At 54.1% G+C, this 19,122-nt stretch carries 14 protein-coding genes; 13 read left to right on the top strand and 1 reads right to left on the bottom strand.

Annotated features, from left to right (window positions below; all coding sequences use genetic code 11):
• Window positions 1-26: 26 nt before the first annotated feature.
• Entirely contained in the window at window positions 27-2,021 is a 1,995-nt protein-coding gene (locus FYZ48_RS15930; RefSeq protein ID WP_149342054.1) for a family 16 glycoside hydrolase, read from the top strand.
• Between the two features lie 51 nt (window positions 2,022-2,072).
• Here the strand turns inward: FYZ48_RS15930 and FYZ48_RS15935 are convergent, their stop codons facing one another.
• Window positions 2,073-3,857, bottom strand: a complete 1,785-nt coding sequence (locus FYZ48_RS15935) for an ABC transporter ATP-binding protein (protein WP_145041421.1) — start codon at window positions 3,855-3,857, stop codon at window positions 2,073-2,075.
• A gap of 337 nt (window positions 3,858-4,194) precedes the next feature.
• Between FYZ48_RS15935 and FYZ48_RS15940 the strand changes: the two genes are divergently transcribed.
• The 12 genes from FYZ48_RS15940 (at window position 4,195) to FYZ48_RS15995 (ending at window position 18,786) form a co-directional block, all read left to right on the top strand.
• Window positions 4,195-5,676, top strand: a complete 1,482-nt coding sequence (locus tag FYZ48_RS15940; RefSeq protein WP_149342056.1) for an O-antigen ligase family protein — start codon at window positions 4,195-4,197, stop codon at window positions 5,674-5,676.
• A gap of 34 nt (window positions 5,677-5,710) precedes the next feature.
• Window positions 5,711-7,204, top strand: coding sequence for an oligosaccharide flippase family protein (locus FYZ48_RS15945; RefSeq protein ID WP_149342058.1), 1,494 nt, complete (start codon window positions 5,711-5,713; stop codon window positions 7,202-7,204).
• Window positions 7,205-7,255: 51 nt separating this feature from the next.
• Window positions 7,256-8,437: a GNAT family N-acetyltransferase gene (locus FYZ48_RS15950; RefSeq protein WP_149342060.1), complete on the top strand. Its 1,182-nt coding sequence runs from the start codon at window positions 7,256-7,258 to the stop codon at window positions 8,435-8,437.
• Window positions 8,438-8,490: 53 nt separating this feature from the next.
• Window positions 8,491-9,636 (top strand): glycosyltransferase, encoded by a 1,146-nt coding sequence (locus tag FYZ48_RS15955; RefSeq protein WP_149342062.1) that lies wholly within the window; start codon window positions 8,491-8,493, stop codon window positions 9,634-9,636.
• A gap of 7 nt (window positions 9,637-9,643) precedes the next feature.
• Complete coding sequence (locus tag FYZ48_RS15960) at window positions 9,644-10,900, top strand: GNAT family N-acetyltransferase (RefSeq protein ID WP_149342065.1); 1,257 nt, start codon at window positions 9,644-9,646, stop codon at window positions 10,898-10,900.
• 45 nt (window positions 10,901-10,945) lie between these two features.
• On the top strand, window positions 10,946-12,196 hold the full coding sequence (locus tag FYZ48_RS15965; protein ID WP_149342067.1) for a glycosyltransferase: 1,251 nt from the start codon (window positions 10,946-10,948) through the stop codon (window positions 12,194-12,196).
• A 9-nt stretch (window positions 12,197-12,205) separates the two neighbouring features.
• Entirely contained in the window at window positions 12,206-12,940 is a 735-nt protein-coding gene (locus FYZ48_RS15970; RefSeq protein WP_149342069.1) for a polysaccharide deacetylase family protein, read from the top strand.
• Between the two features lie 25 nt (window positions 12,941-12,965).
• Window positions 12,966-14,372 (top strand): glycosyltransferase family 4 protein, encoded by a 1,407-nt coding sequence (locus tag FYZ48_RS15975; protein ID WP_149342071.1) that lies wholly within the window; start codon window positions 12,966-12,968, stop codon window positions 14,370-14,372.
• Between the two features lie 26 nt (window positions 14,373-14,398).
• A complete protein-coding gene (locus FYZ48_RS15980) occupies window positions 14,399-14,983 on the top strand; it encodes a serine O-acetyltransferase (RefSeq protein ID WP_149342073.1) in 585 nt (194 codons plus the stop codon).
• A complete protein-coding gene (locus FYZ48_RS15985; RefSeq protein ID WP_149342075.1) occupies window positions 14,980-16,260 on the top strand; it encodes a glycosyltransferase family 2 protein in 1,281 nt (426 codons plus the stop codon). The genes FYZ48_RS15980 and FYZ48_RS15985 overlap by 4 nt, the downstream gene beginning before the upstream one ends.
• A gap of 11 nt (window positions 16,261-16,271) precedes the next feature.
• The gene (locus FYZ48_RS15990; protein ID WP_242022683.1) at window positions 16,272-17,465 is read left to right on the top strand and encodes a hypothetical protein; all 1,194 of its coding nucleotides are present in this window, start codon (window positions 16,272-16,274) and stop codon (window positions 17,463-17,465) included.
• A gap of 319 nt (window positions 17,466-17,784) precedes the next feature.
• Window positions 17,785-18,786 (top strand): glycosyltransferase, encoded by a 1,002-nt coding sequence (locus FYZ48_RS15995; protein WP_149342077.1) that lies wholly within the window; start codon window positions 17,785-17,787, stop codon window positions 18,784-18,786.
• The last annotated feature ends 336 nt before the right edge of the window (window positions 18,787-19,122 follow it).

Below are 19,122 nucleotides of genomic sequence, written 5' to 3' on the forward strand. Positions count from 1 at the left end.
CGACTCGACAACATGAGGTTTTACCTATGAGGTGTCTGTTTTATCTGGTCGTATTTTCTGGTCTGCTGTTCGTGCCCGCAGAGTCTTTTGCGAAAGCGCGGCAAAATGTACTGATTCTGTTTTCTGACAATCAGAACCAGGAAGACTGTGGCTGCTACGGCAACAAGGTAATCAAGACACCTCATATCGATCAACTGGCCCGGGAAGGGACGCGCTACCAGTATGCATTCGCGACCACTGCTTCCTGCGGTCCCTGTCGCGGTGTGTTTTATACCGGGTTACAGACTTATGCGAACGGGCAGTATGGACATCCGCACGGTGTGCATAATTTTCGACTGAGACCTCATGTTGAGACCGTTTTCGCGCTGCTCGATAAAAACAAGTATCGCACGGGGATGATCGGCAAATACCATCTCTGGCCGGAAGACACCACAATCGATTTTCAGCCTAAAGTTGGCAGTTACGCGGTCAAAGCGATGTCCGACCTGGCTGCCGAGTTTATCCAGCAGGAAAGTGATGAGCCGTTCTTCCTGGTGCTGGGTTTTCACGATCCGCATCCGACCTCCCGCACACAACCCGAATGGGGTGTCAGATCTCCCGAACCCGGAATGCCTGTAGAAGAGTACGATCCTGCCCAGATCCAGGTGCCCCGTTATCTGCCCGATCGACCTGAAGTACGCGAAGGACTGGCCGGCTATTACCAGCAGATCAGCTATATGGACGCCGGCATTGGTCGTATTCTCAAGGCACTGGAAGAATCGGGGCACGCAGACGATACGCTGGTCATTTTCACCAGCGATCACGGTTCCTCTGAGCCCGGAGCGATGGCCAACCATTACGATCCGGGAGTGCATGTGCCGATGATTATCCGCGAACCGGGACTGCCGACTGAGAAACAGGGAGTCGTCTCAGACGCGATGGTCTCACTGCTCGATGTCACTCCGACTGTGCTGGACTGGACGCAGACCAAAGGGCCTCGCTACAAGCTACAGGGGCGGAGCATGCTGCCAACGATCGGTCAGCAGCACACTCCCGGCTGGGATGATGTCATTCTGGCGCACAACTTTCATGAAGTGACCATGTATTATCCGATGCGGACGATTCGCACTCGCGACTATAAACTGATCTGGAACCTGGAATGGCGATCGAAGTATCCCCTGCCCATCGACACCCTTGCGCGGGCCACCTGGAATGAAACACTGCGTTTGCAGGAACCGACACTCGGGCAGCGGACCGTACACAAATTCCTGTTCCGTGACGAAGTTGAACTGTACGATCTGAAGCAGGATCCAGACGAGGTCATCAACGTGGCCTGTCAGCCCGAATACCAGGATGTCCGCAGAGCGCTCTCGGAAAAGCTGCTGAACTATCTGCAGGAGTCCGATGATTTGTGGCTCAAACAGTATACACTGCCGATCTCGTGTGAATCGCCTGCAGAGGAACAGGCGGCTGAATACAAGCCTCTGTTCAACGGCAAGGATCTGACCGGCTGGACGTTAAAGCGGGCCAACCGCAAAGGGTATCATGTTGCTGATGGCAAGCTGATTTGTCCGTCTGATGGAGGGGGCTTCCTGTTTACCGAGAAAGAATTTGGTGACTTCAGTCTGAAATTCGATTTCAAACTCACCGAAGGGGCCAACAACGGAATTGCCATCAGCTGTCCCCTCGTCGATCAAAGGCCCGCTTACGAGGGAATCGAAATCCAGGTACTGGATAACAAAGGCTACCCGAAGAAGCTGAAGCCGACCCAATACCATGGCTCAGTGTATGATGTCATCCCGGCGAAAAAAGGTGCTTTGAAACCGGCCGGAGAATGGAACCACGAGGAAATTATCTGCCGTGGTTCGAAAATCACTGTGATTGTCAATGACATGCCCGTTCTGCAGACCGACCTGGCGGACATTAAAGACCCCAAGGTTCTGGAAAAACACCCCGGTCTCAAACGCACGCGCGGTCATATCGGCCTGTTGGGCCATGGCAGCCATGTGGAGTATAAAAACATCCGGGTCAAAGAGTATTGAGCTGCGTAAAGCTGCGAATATCGCTTTAACCCGGGCTGGTCCAGACAGTGCTTACTGCTCCAGGAACTCGTAGAGCTCCATCCAGCGGACTTCCAGTTCGCCGATCTCGTCTACGAGGGGCTGCATTTCCTCATGGAGCTCCTGCGCCTGACCCGGACTGGTGGCTTTCAGGAACTTTTCGTTGATGCTGTTCTTTTTCTCATCCAGCTGCGCAATCTTACGTTCGATGGCAGAGAGCTCTTTGCGGGCTTCCTTGATTTTTCCCCCGTATCCTTTTTCCCGGGGGGCGTCCTGTTTGCTCTGCTGCTCCTGTTTCGCGACCGACTGCTGATTCGCCTCGCGGTGCCCGTCAGCGACCTCTTTTTTAACCCGGTAGAGGTAGGCATCGTAGTCCCCTTCGTAACTCTTGACGGAGCCGTTGGCGACTTCGATCACATCGGTGGCGACCTTGCCCATGAAATGCCGATCGTGGCTGGTGAAGATCACGGTTCCCTGGAAGCCTACCAGAGCGTCTCCCAGTGCTTCGACCGTCTCGACATCCAGGTGGTTCCCCGGTTCGTCGAGGATCAGAATGGAATAATTCCCGAGCAGGATTCCCGCCAGGCACAAGCGTGCCCGCTCGCCCCCGCTCAAAACCTTGATATTCTTATCCAGGGCCTGTTCCTTGAAGAGGAAGCTTCCCGCGACGTTCAGAATCTGCTGCGCGGTTGTGCCGGGAGCAGACTCGTGCTCGAGGTACTCGCGAATCGTCATTTTATCGGGTAGCGATGTATAAACGTGCTGCGCGTAACAGGCAACGTTACAGTGATAGCCCCAGCGGAGTTCCCCGTCTTTGGGAGGCAACGAACCAGAGATGGTCCGCAGGAAGGTGGTTTTCCCCTGACCGTTGTCTCCCACAATGGCAGCTCGAGAGCCGTGTTCGATTTCGAGCGTGATGTCATCAGCCACCTTTAGATCGGGATAACCGATCGCCAGCTGTTCGCAGGCCAGCGCGACTCCCTGCCGTTTTTCGGTCTGCGGAATCACGATATGCACCGTCGATTCGGCGCTTTCGATTTCGGTGAGTGTCAGGCGGTCCAGTTGTTTCTGTTTGCTGCGGGCCTGTGAAGCGGTGTTGGCGCCCGCCTTGTTCTTGGCAATAAAGGTTTCCAGCTGACGACGTTTGGCCAGCACGGTGGCGTTGGTTCGCTCGTCCCGTTCGCGGAGAATGTCCTGATTTTCAAGATACTGATCGACATCGCCGTTGTACAAGGTGAGTTTACCCCGTTTGAGTTCGAGGGTCTGGGAGCAGACGGCTTTCAGAAACGAACGATCGTGGGAGACGACCAGCACGGCACCGCGGTAATCTTTCAGAAAGTCTTCGAGCAACAGCTGAGTACGCAGGTCGAGGAAGTTCGTCGGTTCGTCCAGCATGAGGAAGTTCGGTTCGTGCAGCAACAGGGCTGCCAGCTTGACGCGGGTCTGCCAACCACCGGAGAGCTCCTTGACGGGACCGTTGAGGAACCGGCCTTTCAACTCAAACTGGCCGGCGACGGCGCCACATTTCCATTCGGGCTGACCACTGTCGCGCATCAGAAAGTCGAGTGCACTTTCCCCTTCCTGAAAGGGATCGTGCTGTCTCAGATAGCCGACGCGGAGATTGGGATGCCGTGCGATCTGCCCGCTGTCGACAGATTCTTCTTCGAGGAGAATCCGTAACAGGGTCGATTTGCCAGCACCGTTGCGTCCGATGAAACCGACTTTCTGATCGTCGGCCAGTGAAACAGAAGCTTCTTTCAGCAGTTCCTGAGCACCGTAACTCTTGGTCACATTGGATATATCAATCAGGGTCGCCATTACTCTACCAGGTTGTTTTTTCAGAGGGATCATCAATAAAACGTATACACGAGGACAGAGAAGATAACGGGAACCTCGAAATGATTCAATTGATCAAACGTGCTGCTTTTGCAGTGATCCCGATTCATCTCACCACGAACATTCTCAGCCCTTGACGGTTGTAGCAATTATTACAGCCCGGAAAGCGAGGGAAACGTTGAATTCTCGCCACATGCAGCCGGTTCCTGATCTATCTTTTCAGTAAGTGCGCAATGTCAAAATATCCGGATTAGAGAGCCTGAAACTCTGTACCGTTCCGGATATACGGAAACGCGGATTTCCAACTGAATCGAGTTCGATGATTAATCAAGGAAATTCATCCAGTCCTCCTGCCGAGCGGGCCGCTCCCAGTACGAGAATGCCCGATACGCAGAGCATGCGCGCTCAAAACGCGGCCTCTCCACGACGTCGCCATCCCCTGCCTCAGTCAATCATCGGGGGAAATTCGGCTCCCCACAATGCTTATATCCTGTTCCTGTTGGTCAACATCAATCTGTTCTTGAGGCCCGCGGAGCTGGTTCCGGCTCTGAAGGGACTGCCGATCTATGAAGTGCTGATCCTGTCATCCTTCTTTCTGTCACTGGATCAGATCAAGCGTGTGGTGCAGTTTCCGAACCTGAAACGTCAGCCGATTACGCTGTGCGTGATTGGGGTATTGGTCGCAGTGGCGATGTCACATCTATCGCATATGTACCTCTACGGGGTACGGACATCGACGATCGCATTTCTGAAAACACTGATTTATTACATTCTGCTCATTTCCATTATCGATTCACCGAAGCGTCTGAAAGGACTGCTGAAGACGGTGGCGATCTCGTCATCGGTGATGATTCTGCTCTGTGTGATTGACTATGCCGGCATCATCGACTTCGAATTCATCAAACACGTCAGCGACCGTGACGGCGTCTCAGATGCGGGTGAAGTCATTCGCGTCTTCCGGATGCGGGGTACGGGTATCTTCCAGGATCCCAACGACCTGTCCGTACTGATTGTCGCCACCGGTATGCTGTGCCTGTACTTTTTCAACGATCCAGCCAAGAGCCCGTTTCGGTTCCTGTGGATCGTGAGCATGATCATCCTGATGATCGGCCTGCTGGATACCCGCTCACGCGGCGGCCTGTTGACTCTGGGCATCGCAGGCATGGTCTTCGTATTACCGAAATATGGTAAAAAAGCCGCGATTGCCTGTGCCGTGGTCGGTGTTGCCGGCCTGACAGTACTCGCGGGACGACAGGGCAATATCGACTTGAACTCCGGTACCGGACACGACCGGATTCTGCTCTGGCGCGAGGGGATCTCTGCCCTGAAGTCAGCGAATCTGTTTTTCGGAATCGGCCAGGGTGAATACTCCGATATGGCGGGGCTCGCGGCTCATAATTCTTACGTCCACGCGTTTACGGAACTGGGGCTGTTTGGCGGCACCCTGTTCATCGGCAGTTTCTTTTTTGCTGCCCTGGGTCTGTATCGTCTGGTGCGTTTTCAGAATGCTTCCCGGGGAAAACCAATTATGCGTGATCGGGAACTGGAACGTTACCTGCCTTACGCCTGTGCGATTCTGGCAGCCTGGTGCGGCGGGATGATGTCACTCTCCCGCTGTTACGTGGTTCCGACCTACATGATTGTAGGAGTCTCTGCGGCTTATCTGAACCTGGCGGGAGCCAGTCTGGCGCGACCCACACCCATCGTTTACTGGAATAAACAACATCAGCTCTGGCTGATTGGCATCAGCGTGGGAATGCTGATCTCGATTGCCATTTTTGTACGAATTTTCGCCGGCTGACCCGTAGTCAGTACGGTTCTTCGAAAGAACAAACATGAATCAACGTCGATCAGTTAAATGGAATCTCTGTGCCAACTGGCTCAACCATGGGGTGAGCCTGTTGATCGGCGTATTCCTCATGCCTTACGTACTGCACATCCTGGGCGACCAGCAGTACGGGAGCTGGATTTTCATCAATGCGATCGCCGGCTATTCGGGCCTGCTCTACCTGGGCTTTGGCCAGACGATCAGCCGGTACGTGGCACATTATCACGCCAAGGAAGACTGGAAACACCTGAACCAGGTAGCGAATGTCATTTTCGCAATTTACCTGGGAATGGGGTTTCTGGCTTTGACGGCTGCCGGCATCATTGCCTGGCTGGCTCCCCACCTGAGTGAATGGGGATCGGTGCCGATATCCGAAATTCGACTCGTGATCCTGATTCTGGGTCTGAACGTATTTGTGGGTCTGGCGGGCAGCGTGTTTGGTGGCGTCCTGATGGGGATTCAGCGGTTTGATATTGAACGCGGAGTCAACCTGACCAGTGGGATTCTGCGTCTGGTTCTGACCGTGGCCTTCCTGCGAGCCGAACAGGGGCTGCTGATTATCGCCGCGATTTTCCTCGCGGTCACCCTGTTTGAAAACATCGGGCAGTGCCTGTTTGCGTTTCGCCAGTTGAAACAGTTCCGCATCAGCACAAAGTATATGGACTGGTCGATCCTCCGGGAATGTGGCTCGTTCAGTGGATTTGCTTTCATCGATGCCATCGCCTGGACACTGATCGAGGCCACCGATTCCATTGTGATCGGGATCTTCTTCAGTCCAGCCATGATCGTCCCGTATTACATCGCATTACGACTGACACAATTCATCAATATGCCCATCGCCCAGATCGGCAAGGTCTTCATGCCTCGGGCAGGAGAGTTGAATGCCAACGAGGACCATGGTGCCTTACAGAAGCTGGTTCTGAACGGCGTCTCCCTATCCTTTCTGCTGGTGACCGGCTTTTTCATCGGTGCGGGCTTTTTCGGACAGACATTGATCAACACCTGGGTGGGTCCCGGATATCCGGAGAGTCATCTGCTGCTGACAATTCTGCTGGGCGCCCGGATCGTGGCACTGCCGATCTCGATCTTCCGCTCGGTGCTGTATGGCATGGGAAATGTGAAAGTCCCGTCCCTGATTTACATGGGAGAAGCACTGGCCAACCTGATTTTATCGCTGATTCTCATCCAGTACATGGGACTTGTCGGCGTGGCCCTGGGGACCGCGATTCCGATTCTGTTTGCGGAGCTCGGCATCCTGCTCCCGTATGCGTTGAAAAAACTGGATATCTCCCGGAGCCGACTGCTGCGTTATGCGATTGGACCAACCATCGCCCCGCTGATGGCTCTGCTGGCGTATTCCTACTGTCTGCCGCATTTCTTTGAGATACGGAATTCGTGGATGGCCCTGGTCTGTATTGCCTGTGGAGGGGGAGCCTTCCTGGCTGGAACCTGGCTGCTGTTTGAGAAAGGCAGTCCCTTACTCAAACGAACCACGTCCTGAAATATTTTATCTGAAACACATTTATCACTATTAACCCTGACAGGTAATTGAATGACTTTACTCGACTGTTCTCACCAGACAATTGATACGCTTTCCAATGCTTCTGCCACACAGGAGACGGCACAGGCGCTGTCACTGGCTCAGTATGACAGCAACCAGCGTGCAGCCTGTCTGGAAGTCTGGAAAACAGTAGAAGCACAATTCTCCGAGGTTCCCCTGATGTGTTCGCACGTCTGGACGTCAACCTGGATCGAATACTTCGGCGACCTGGTCCCCTACTCGTTCGTCGTGGCGACCAAAGACAATGCCCCCTGCGGGATCTGTCTCGTGACCGAAGGGGTCGCGCAGTTCGACGGTCCGCTGGCTGTCAATACGCTGCACCTGGGAACGGCGGGTGAACCGGCGTCCGACAGTGCGTGTGTGGAATACAATGCCCTGCTCGTCCCCACCGAATTACAGTCCGCCTTCATGCAGGGAATGATGGAACTGCTTGAGAAAAACAAAAACTGGGATGCGATTCACTTTGACGGCTTTGCCAGTGATGAGCTGGAAGCCTGGAACCTGCCCGTTTCCGAAGAGGGTTACCGCAAAATCGAAAGTCGCTATTTCGACCTCAAGCTGATCCGGGAGGAAGAACGGGAAGTCATTTCCGGCTTTGGTTATTCCACTCGTAAGAATCTGCGGAAGAACATGAAATCATACGGCGACCTGAATGAACAATGGGCGGAGAGCGTTGCCGAAGCGGAGGACATCTTTGCGGATCTGGTCGAGTTACACCAGACACGCTGGCAGAAAGAGGGGGAACCTGGTTCCTATGCCAGCCAGCGATTTACCGATTTCCATAAGGCACTAATCCAGAAACTGGTTCCCAGCGGACAGATGGGGTTGTTCCGCGTCAAGCTCGGGGAAGACATCATCGGTTGCGTGCAGGTCCTGATCGACCGCAACCGCGTGCTGTGCTACCAGGGTGGTTCTGCGGAATACCAGGGGAAACTGAGCCCGGGTGTGATCGCGGATTATCTCTGTATCGAAGAGTGCTTCCGTCGTGGATTCGATGCCTATGATTTCCTGGCCGGAAACAGCCACCACAAACAGAAGATGAGCACACATCACAGCTATCTCACATGGGCACAGGTGAAGCGCCCCCGCTGGAAATTCACCGCATTGAATACCCTGCGCAAAATCAAACAGACCATGCAGCTGATTCAGAAATCGAACGCCGACGAAGAATAAACGGCAACCGTATCAAGTTCAGTCGGAATCAATCTCTTATGAATGAAAATAACATGAGCACCATCGAAATCACTTCCAGCAACGAAACCAATGCCGCAGCTCAGAAATCGGCATCGCGGCTCCGGGTCTGTCATCTGAGCCTGACTCTGTGCACGGGCGGACTGGAGCGTTTACTGGTCGATTTTGCCCGGTTCCATAATGCAGAGGAATTCGAACTCGAATTCGTCGCGCTGGGAGAGATGGGAGCCCCTGCGGAAGAGATCCAGAAACTGGGCTGCCCCGTCATTCCCTTTCCGCTGACCGCCTCGGGTAAGCTGGGACGTATCCGTCAGTTGAAGGAGTTCTTTCTGGAGAAGAACTACGACCTGCTGCACACGCATAATGCGTACCCTCATTTTTACGGCACGCTGGCCGGGCGTCTCGCCGGGATCCCCGCGATCATCCAGACACGCCACGGCCGCCGCTTCGGAGAGACCTTTAACGAGCGGCTGCAGTTTGCGCTGGCCAGCCGCCTGGCGGATCGCGTGATTCCTGTCTCGGATGACACGGGAAACCGCTGTCGCTCAGTGGGCTGGTTGAATGAGCGTAAAGTGACCCGCATCTGGAACGGGATCGACCTGGATCGCTTTGCCTTTTCCGGACCGGCGGCAGAGATGCGGGCGATTACCGTTTCGCGACTGTCGCCTGAAAAGGATCTTGCGACGATGCTGCAAGCGGTGCGGCTGGTCGTTGATTCGATTCCTGAATTCGAGCTGATGATCGTGGGAGATGGTCCCGAACGCGCGAAACTGGAACAGATCACAACTGAACTCAACCTGGAATCCCATGTGCGTTTCCTGGGAGAGCGGAATGACGTCCCTGACCTGCTGACTCAAGCCGGCTTTTACGTTTCTTCTTCTCTGACAGAAGGAATTTCACTGACCCTGCTGGAAGCCATGTCGGTCGGATTACCGATTGTGGCTACGGCCGTCGGTGGAAATCCGGAGATTGTCCAGCAACCGGAAACCGGCCTGCTGGTCCCCGCGGCGAATGCGTCGCTGCTTGCGGAGGCCATCTGTCAAATGTGTACTCAGCCTCAGAAATGGCTGACTATGGGCCAGTCGGCCCGCGAACGTGTCGAACAGCACTTCAATGTGCGTTCAATGATCAAAGACTACGAAATCCTGTATCAACAGATTTTGAATCTACAAGTTAAGTGAACCCGCCATGAATATGAATTTAACCTGTACTCAGCACGATCTGTCACGCGACCCGGAAATAGAAAAAGCCGCGCCGTTTGACGATCTGCAAATCAGTTTCTATGCCGTGCAGATGGAAGACCTGCAACCGATGTCCCAGTTCTACCAGAACTGGCTGGCACTGTTTGAACAGGATTCACACGCACTATTGAACCATCACCCGGATTATCTATTGTACCTGCAACCGCAGTTAAAGAAATCGTTCCCGGATCGCCCCAGTTACGTGATGTTTTGCCGTCACCAGGGCAAGCTGGTTGCTGCAGGCATCTGTTGTCCTAAAGACATCAGCACGAAGACACTGCGTGGTATGGGACCGGCTCGAGTGCTGCAAGGCTATTATTTAAAGGGTAACAGTTTTCTGCTGGAGCAGGCATACCAGGATAATTCTGCGTTTCTGGAATTCCTGCTGGAGACGACGCTCAAATTCTGTCAGCAGCAACATGGAGCATTTCTGTTTCTGGAAGATGTGCACCTCGACTCGCCCGTGAAAGCCTGTCTGGATCGGATGGAAGGACGTTGCTTGACCTATTCCCATACGGGTTTTCAGCCGCGCAGCCTGATTCGCTTCCCGGAAAATGCTGCTGATTACTGGAACCAGTTCCGGTCTAAATCACGTCGTAAGCATCGCAAAATGATCCGGGATAACAGCCATCTCAAGCTGGTGCGGATCACTGAACCAGACCAGATCGCCGACTTCCTGAGTGCAGCTCATCAGGTTTCGAAAAACTCCTGGCAGAGTCAGCGCCTGGGATTGCGCGTGAAAAACAATGAACGGGAAGTCAACGAACTGATGTTCTACGCGTTGCACGGTGCCTTGCGTTCTTATCTGCTGATGGACGGAGATCGCCCCGTGGCGTTCAAAATCAGCAACCAGTTTCAGGGCGTTTTCAACGATCTCGAATTCGGTTTTGATCTGGATTACGCCAGCGCGTCACCGGGTGAAACGCTGTTATTACTGATCCTCGAAGATCTGACCGAGTATGACTCGCCCCGCACTTACGACTTCGGCGAAGGCGATGCGCAATACAAGCAGCGTTACAGCTCCGAGATCACGCACAGCGGTGCCGTGATGTTGTTGTCGAAAACGTTAAAAAACAAGAGCCTGCTCTGCTATCTGAATTCCTCTCGCAGGATTGATCAGGCAGCACGACACCTGTTGAAAACCTCCGGCATTTATACCGGTCTGCGACAACTGGTGCGATATGGAAAACTGGGCAGCAGGTAAGCTGGCCCAACAGTAGCGCATTGACTATCGAAAGATGGACGATTTATGAAAATCCTGTTCTTATCTAATGTGTTTCCGAATTCCCAGCACCCGGGAAAAGGGACGTTTAACGCTGCGATGATGCAGTCCCTGGGAGAACTTCACCAAACCCATGTGATCTCACCGGTCGCCTGGGTGGATGAGTGTTCTTCCCGGGTCAGGCAGCGGACTCGACTCGATCCCGACTGGCTGCCTTTTGAAGCGGCTAACGGATTGCGCGTTGATTATCCGCGGTTCTATTATCCACCAAAAATGTTGCACCAGCATTACGGTCAGTTCCTGTACTGGTCGATCCGGCCGACTTTGAATCGGGCTATCGCCCGGTTCCAGCCGGACGTCATTCTGTCGTACTGGCTGCACCCGGATGGAGAAGTCGCCGTCAGGGCAGCCCTCGAACACGGAATTCCCGCAGTCGTCATGACGGGGGGCAGCGATGTCTTGCTGTTGACCCGGAATCGACATCGGCGGCGGGCGATTCAATCCGTCCTGCAGCAGTCGGATGCTGTGATCACAGTGAGCCAGGACATCGAAGCGGCGGTGCAAAAGCTGCAGATCCATCCTGAGAAGATTCATACCATCTATCGGGGCGTGGATCGCAGCCGCTTCTGCCCCGGTGATCAACGGGCGGCCCGCGAGCGGCTGGGGCTCGATCCGGATCGCAAAGTAATTGTCAGTGTGGGGCGACTGGAACCCGTGAAAGGACATACGGTTCTGCTGGAAGCCTGTAAGAAAATAAGTAAGCAGGGGCCTCCATTTACATGCTATGTTTTAGGTAACGGCTCATTACATTCCCGTTTGAGCCAGAAAGTAACAGAGTACGGATTAGACAAGTTTTTCCAGTTGCAGGGATCACAACCACAGTCCCGACTGGCAGACTGGTATCGGGCCGCCGATGTCGTTGCCCTGCCCAGTCTTTCAGAGGGGGTACCCAATGTGCTGCTGGAAGCGATTTCCTGCGGAAGCCGTTTCGTGGCCAGTCGCGTGGGCGGGATTCCGGAGATCGCCGATCCCCTCCAGGATCGGCTGGTGACTCCGAACAATCCACAGCTGCTAGCAGACGCCCTGTCGGGCATGCTGGCGGTGCCTGCGATTCCGGAGCAACGGGTTTTCGAACCTTTGACCTGGCAGGAGTCCGCTGTGCAACTGAGTCAGATTTTGTCTGACTGCAGTACGCGGTATTCAGCCGGTCTAACGGAGCAGCAGAAATCGCGATCGTCTTACCGTCGTAACAACAGAAAACTCAGACAACCAGTTTGAAATTCGAACATGAACCAGATTCGCCAGTTGATAAAGCGTTCGTTGACTGCAGTCGTCCCACGGCGACTGTATCTGGTTCAAGGTACGTCTCCCCATCCGGTTCTGTCCTCAGAGACACCAGCGGGTCCCCACTCGCAGGCTCCCGTACCGCTGGCGTTGACCTTTGATGATGGTCCGCATCCGGAGTACACCCCCCGCCTGCTGGATCTACTGCTGCAGTATCAGCAACAGGCGACTTTTTTCGTGATCGGCGCCCAGGCACAACGTCACCCCGAGATCATCCAGCGGATGGTTCAGGAAGGTCACGAAATCGGCAATCACACCCTGACTCACAGCGAGCCTGCACAGACGACAGCCAGACAGTTCCTGGCAGAGATCGATCAGACAGACCGGATTCTGAGTGATATCACCGGCAGCATTCCGCGCCTGGTGCGGCCTCCCAAAGGAAAACTGTCCGCGGGCAAAATGCTGGGGCTCTGGCGGCGTCACAAAACCATCGTGCTCTGGGATACCGATCCGCGGGATTACCAGATGACCGAAAACTCACAAATCAACCAGTGGTGCGAACGCTTTCAACCGCAGGCAGGGAATTTCTGCCTGATGCACGACAATCACCCCTACGCGATCGAAGCGGTACGTCAGCTTTCGGAACACACACAATATGATATCCGCTCCCTGGGAGTCAGCCACTGGCTTGCTTCCGGTACGAAACCAGCGCCAGTCAAACAACGGGCTTCTGCCTGAGTGTATACAAAGGAATTTCTGATATATGTCTACCATCCTCTCTCAACCTGTCGATCTGTCCGATTCGGGAGAACAGCCGCGTCCACAGGAGTCACGTAAGCGACTGCTGCTGGTGAGCTATCATTTCCCCCCGGTTGGCGGTGCCGGCGTACAGCGTCCCGTCAAGTTCGTGAAATACCTGAAGCAGTTTGGCTGGGATGTGAGCGTGCTGATGGCTGCCAACCCTTCGGTACCGGTATTCGATAACAGCCTGCTGGTCGATATTCCTGAAGGCACACATCTGGAAAAGGCACGGACCTGGGAACCGGACTACACACTCAAGAAGAATATGGCTCAGAAGCAGGAAGAGGCGCAAAAAGTGAGCCTGTCAGGTTCGCTCAAGTCATCCTGCAAAAAGGTGGTCAAAGCGGGTGCGGGAATGTTGCTGCAGCCCGATGCGCAGATCCTCTGGTATCCGAATGCACTCAAGGCCGGTAAGCGGCTGCTGAAGCGGGTCCCCCACGATGCCATCCTGGCAACCGCCCCGCCCTATTCGAACCTGATTCTGGCCAGCAAACTCAAAAAAATATTCCATCTGCCCCTGATTTCAGATTTCCGTGACGAGTGGGATCTGAGCAGTAAGTACCTGGAAAATCATCAGCGGGACCGGATCTCGGATCTGATTCAGACCCGGTTACAGAAAAAAGTCATGCGTCACTCAGACGCGATTGTCGCTACCACGAAGGCCAGCACGCAGCGTCTGTTGGACCGGGCGGAGCAGTTTGGCGCCTCGCCTGTCGGACAGTGTATCTATAACGGCTACGATCCGGATGACTTTGACACGCCGCATGAGACGTCATCGACTTACACACCAGAGAGTGGCAGAAAGTTTCGGATTGTCTATACGGGAACACTCTGGAACCTGACCACGATTGAACCACTCGTGCGGGCGATTGAAGCCGTACATCAGTCACAACCTGCGATCCTGAAGCATCTGGAACTGCAGGTGATTGGGAGAAAGACACCCGAACAGCGGGAAATTCTGGATCGTCTGAACCAGACGGACTGCACATTGATTTGCGAAGACTACTGTGCCCACCACGAAGCCTTGAAAAAGATGGCAGCCGCGGATGCACTCTGCCTGCTGCTCAGCGATGTGGAAGGCGCCGATCGCGTGGCACCGGCCAAGCTGTTTGAATACCTGGCAATCCAGCGGGAAATCCTGTCGATTACCCCTGAAGGAGAAACGGCGGGGATTCTGCAGGACTTCTGGCCGGAGGGGAATTTCCGTGCCAGCGAAACCGACAAACTCGCTCACTGGCTGATCAATCGCCTGAGTGGCCAAACGGTCTCACCGATGCCTCATCCGGAAAAACGGGAACAGTTCCAGCGGGAACACCAGGCTGGACAACTGGCGGAACTGTTAAACCAACTGGTCCATCACCGGATCTGATTACTTCGAATCGAAATGGGCTGAACATGAAATTCTGGGAAGATCTCAAAGCAAAATCAGAATGGTGCTACGGCAGCGTGACTGCGCGGAGCCTGCTGAAAACGTGCCTGACAGACGGTACGATGGCGATGCTCTGGTACCGCCTGATGCAGTGGGCAAGTGCCTGGAAACTGGCGCCGCTGGCCATGATCTTCAATAAATGTAATGCGATCTTCTGCCAGTGCATCATTGGACGCGGTGCGGATTTCGGTCGCCGTCTGGTGATCATCCACAGCCAGGGAATCGTGATTAACGGCTCCGTCAAGGCCGGTGATGACATCAAACTGGAACACCAGGTGACCATCGGCGCGGAACGCAACACCTCTCCTCGACTGGGATCGGACATCTTTATCGGTGCGGGAGCCAAGGTGATTGGTGCGGTTGAAATTGGCTCGCACTCGAAGATCGGGGCGAATGCGGTCGTCGTGAAAGACGTCGCAGCGCACACCACCGTCGGCGGGATTCCTGCAAAAGTGATTAAGGTTCATCAGCAGGCGGAACCTGTCAGCAGAACAGAAATCAATCAGGCCGAACTCCCCTACAAACAACATCAGCCAAAGGTGGCGCCATGATATCCACACTCTTCATCAGCCTCTTCTGGGGATCCGTCGCGTTGATCGCCTACGCCTATGTCGGCTATCCACTGCTGATCTGGTTGCTTTCACGGCATCATTCCCGACGTGCGGAACCATTAACGAACAATCAGGGCGAAACGGCAACGACGGGGGAACTCCCCTTTGTGTCAATTATTATCGCCGCCTATCGGGAAGAGAATGTCATTCTCGATCGTTTGAATAATCTTGCGCAGTTGGACTACCCTGCCGACAAACTTGAGGTGCTGATCGGCTGCGACGGGAACGAAGACCTGACCGGCGAACTGGTCACCATGTATGACGATGACCGCGTGCGTCTGCTGCAATTCGAAGAACGGCGGGGCAAGTCATCGGTTTTAAATGACTGCGTGCCAGCGGCCCGTGGTGAAATCCTGGTCTTCTCTGATGCCAATACGCACATGGATCCACAGTGCCTCAAACAGCTGGTACGACACTTTGACGATGAAACCATCGGTGGTGTCTGCGGGCAGTTGATTCTCGAGGATTCGGAGACGGGAAAAAATGTGGACGGCCTGTATTGGAAATATGAAAACTTCCTGAAACAGTGTGAAACCAACCTCGGAGCCGTACTGGGCGTAAACGGTGCACTGTATGCCTTACGCAAGTCGATCTACATGCCCATTCCACCAGAAACGATCATTGACGATTTCCTGATCGGGATGCGGGTCCATCTGATGGGCCGGCGCCTGATCTATGACGGCAGTGCTTTCGCGACCGAGGAATCTGCCACTTCGGTACAGGCAGAATTCAAGCGTCGTGTCCGCATCGGTACCGGCGGTTTCCAGAGTTTACGACACCTGAAGGGGCTGTTGAGTCCTCGATATGGATATATCGCTTTTGCATTCTGGTCACACAAACTGTTGCGCTGGTTCTGTCCGGTCTTCATGACCGTGGCGTTGCTGGCGAATCTGTGCCTGCTAAATCAGACACTCTACCAGGTCACCTTACTGGGCCAGGGACTGTTTTACCTGTCTGCCTTCCTGGGTATGAAACTCGCGAGTCGAGGGGGCGTGCTCCGTAAACTCTGTCGGGTTCCGGGCATGTTCGTGCAGATGAACCTGGCACTGGGAATTGGCCTGTTCCGCTGGCTCTTCACGCGACAGACCGGCACCTGGGAACGGACCGAACGCAGTGCCTCACGCGTGGTACCTGTCGATGAAGCGTTTCCCCTGGAACAGCAGAGCGACCTTGATCCGGAAACTTTTGAGAATCATATCCCCTCTCATCATTCATAAAGATATCTGTCATGAATACATTTCTATTTGCCTGTATCGCAATGCTCAGCCTGCTGGTGATGGCGTGCGTCGGCTTCGTTTCCCTGGCGATTCGTGCCCGGAACATGCAGTACTGGCTGCCCGCTTATCTGTTTCAGAAGAAGCAGGATCGGCCGATTAGATTTACCCCGGAACAGCCCCGGCATATCTTCATCGCGGTTTGCGATCACTATGAACCGGAATGGGGTAATCCGCAGAAAGCGGAAGCGATCGCCCGCGTGGACCGCTGGTGTGAAGAATATCCGGCCCGCTTCTCGCGTTTCAGTGATTCGCGGGGACAGGTGCCTCAGCATACGTTCTTCTTTCCGCAGGATCAGTATCAGCCCGAGTACCTGGATCGCCTGGCGCGACTCTGCAAACAGGGATTCGGCGATGTAGAGATCCACCTGCACCACGACAATGACACGGCCGAGGGGTTGCGTCAGAAAATGAACGATTTTCGCAAGACCCTCTACGAACGACATGGACTGCTGCGCAAGGATCCTGAGACCGGCGAAATTCTCTACAGTTTCATTCATGGAAACTGGGCTCTATGTAACTCGCGTCCGGATGGTCGCTGGTGTGGGGTCGACAATGAAATCGATGTGCTGCTGGAGACAGGCTGCTACGCCGACCTGACGATGCCTTCGGCTCCCAGTGACACCCAGACACGTATCATCAACAGCATCTATTATGCGAAGAATCAGCCTGGCAAGTGTAAATCACACGATGCAGGAACGCTCGCGCACGTTGGTCAGACTCCCGAGCGTGACAGCCTGCTGATGATCCAGGGACCGTTGGGACTCGACTGGAATCAACGGAAATGGGGATTCATGCCCGGGATTGAGAACTCGGACCTGCACGGTGGTCGTCCGGCAACGATCTCACGTTTCCGGCACTGGCTGGCGGCAGATGTGCATGTGGCAGGACGGCCTGACTGGACCTTTATCAAGCTGCACACCCATGGCGCCAAACCTGGTAATCTGGAGACTCTGCTGGGACCGGAAACGGAGGCGTTTCATGCAGAATTGCGTCGCGAAGCCGCCCGGCATCCCGAGTGGAAATATTATTACGTGACCGCGTGGGAAATGGCAGCGCTGATTCACCAGGCGGAACAGGGATACACAACGCCCGATTTTGAAGCGATTCATCCTGTTTCCCATCAGGAATCTGCTGTTCCGGTCTGATAAAAAGTAGGGCAGGCACCCGTTTCGTTCTAGAATCCGGGCAGATTCGGATTGACCAGATTTTCGAGATTTGTCAATATCAGCGCCAGACGGTCAGTGATTCTCAACTGACGTGTCGTCCCCTGTTTTTATATCAGTTCTGCGGCTGACAACCGCGGTGACTGAAAATGAGTCCTTTCTCTGTTGTCTGACTTGAGTTACTACATACATCACCCCCTTCTTTGAGCATCCCTCAAGCGTATTCTGCGGTGAAGTCGCTGCTGGCAGAATAACAACAGGATTTGATTCAGACTCATCATCGTTTCAAGGAGGAAACAACATGAGTGTGATCTTAGTGCACACAGGCGTATCTCATACGCGCATTGAATATAGTATCTGGGAAGCACTGAATCAGACCTGGCCTCATTCCTCCACGATTGCCCGTTTCGGAACCGGTTTTTCTCCGGATAAGGAAGTGGATGTTTCCCGGGCAAATCTGATCATCAGCACGAGCCTCGAAGCAGCCGCCTCGATCAAATGCCAGCACCACCAGTTGCATATGTGCTACCTGGAACCGATCGCCAGCAATCAGCAGCCCATCGATCACCAGCTGGTCAACTCACTAACTGAAGTGGAGTTCGTTGTACCGACCAAAACGCTTTTGAATCAGAACCGGGATCGTTTCACTTCATTTGTACGTCCTCCCGTTGATACTGATTTTTTCAGTTCCGGCTATGAAAGACGGAATGATTTCTATCTGCTGGTTGTCGACGGCCCCTGGACTGCGCAGGAACAACTGGCCGTCGATGCCTGTGTGGCTCTCAAACAGAGTCTGTCGATCATCGGGATTCCTGCAGAACAGGTCCCCGCTGCCGTTCACAATGAAGCTCAAGTGGAAATCATCGGTGCCATCGATGATCAGACTCTGCGAGATCAGTATCGGCTCTGCAAAGCAGTGATCTGCCCACGGGATGTTGACTTTGATCTGTCTGCCCAGGAAGCACAGAGCTGTGGTGCCCCGGTGGTGATCTTTGGAGGCTGTGAAGCAGCCCAGTCAGTCATCTGCTTTGAGCAGCATGGACTGGGAAGTGGAATCCATTTCTCAGAACAGAGTCCCGCCTCACTGATCTCTGCGATGCGCGAGCTGGAGCTCCGTCCGCAGCGTTGCCAGTCCGTGATCGGCTGGTGCTGTGCAGCCCAGTTTTCGTACCAGCAGTTCCAGCTGAACTTCAACCAGGCAATTGCCAAAGAAATCGCCTACCGGATTCAGTGTGCTCAACGCCAGAGTCAGGCAGACGATCAACAGGATCAGGGGCCTGCCGAAGAGCGGGCTGCCGCTTAAATCAGATTGCCTGACAAGGATCTGGTGCAGAAAGTCAACCCTGAAAAGAAACACACTCCAGGTATTCTGCAGAACCTTTTCCTAATAGATATTTGAATCCGTTGCGCTAAGAACAACGGTTTCCTGGACGACTGCGGATACGGAGCTCTGTCAGGTCTGTTCCAGCTGCGGCATCCAGGCTGTCAGCAGGATTCTGTAGCAACATCGCATCCTATTCCTCTATTTTGCAACAGTTTACTAACGTCTGTTGCTAATGCAAAGATGTCGTTTGGCAATCCATTCTGAGCCTCCTTCTTTATAGTTTTGTGGCTTTCACGCCTACATATTGGGGCTCAT

This window comes from Gimesia chilikensis (assembly GCF_008329715.1).
GTDB classification, from domain to species: domain Bacteria; phylum Planctomycetota; class Planctomycetia; order Planctomycetales; family Planctomycetaceae; genus Gimesia; species Gimesia chilikensis.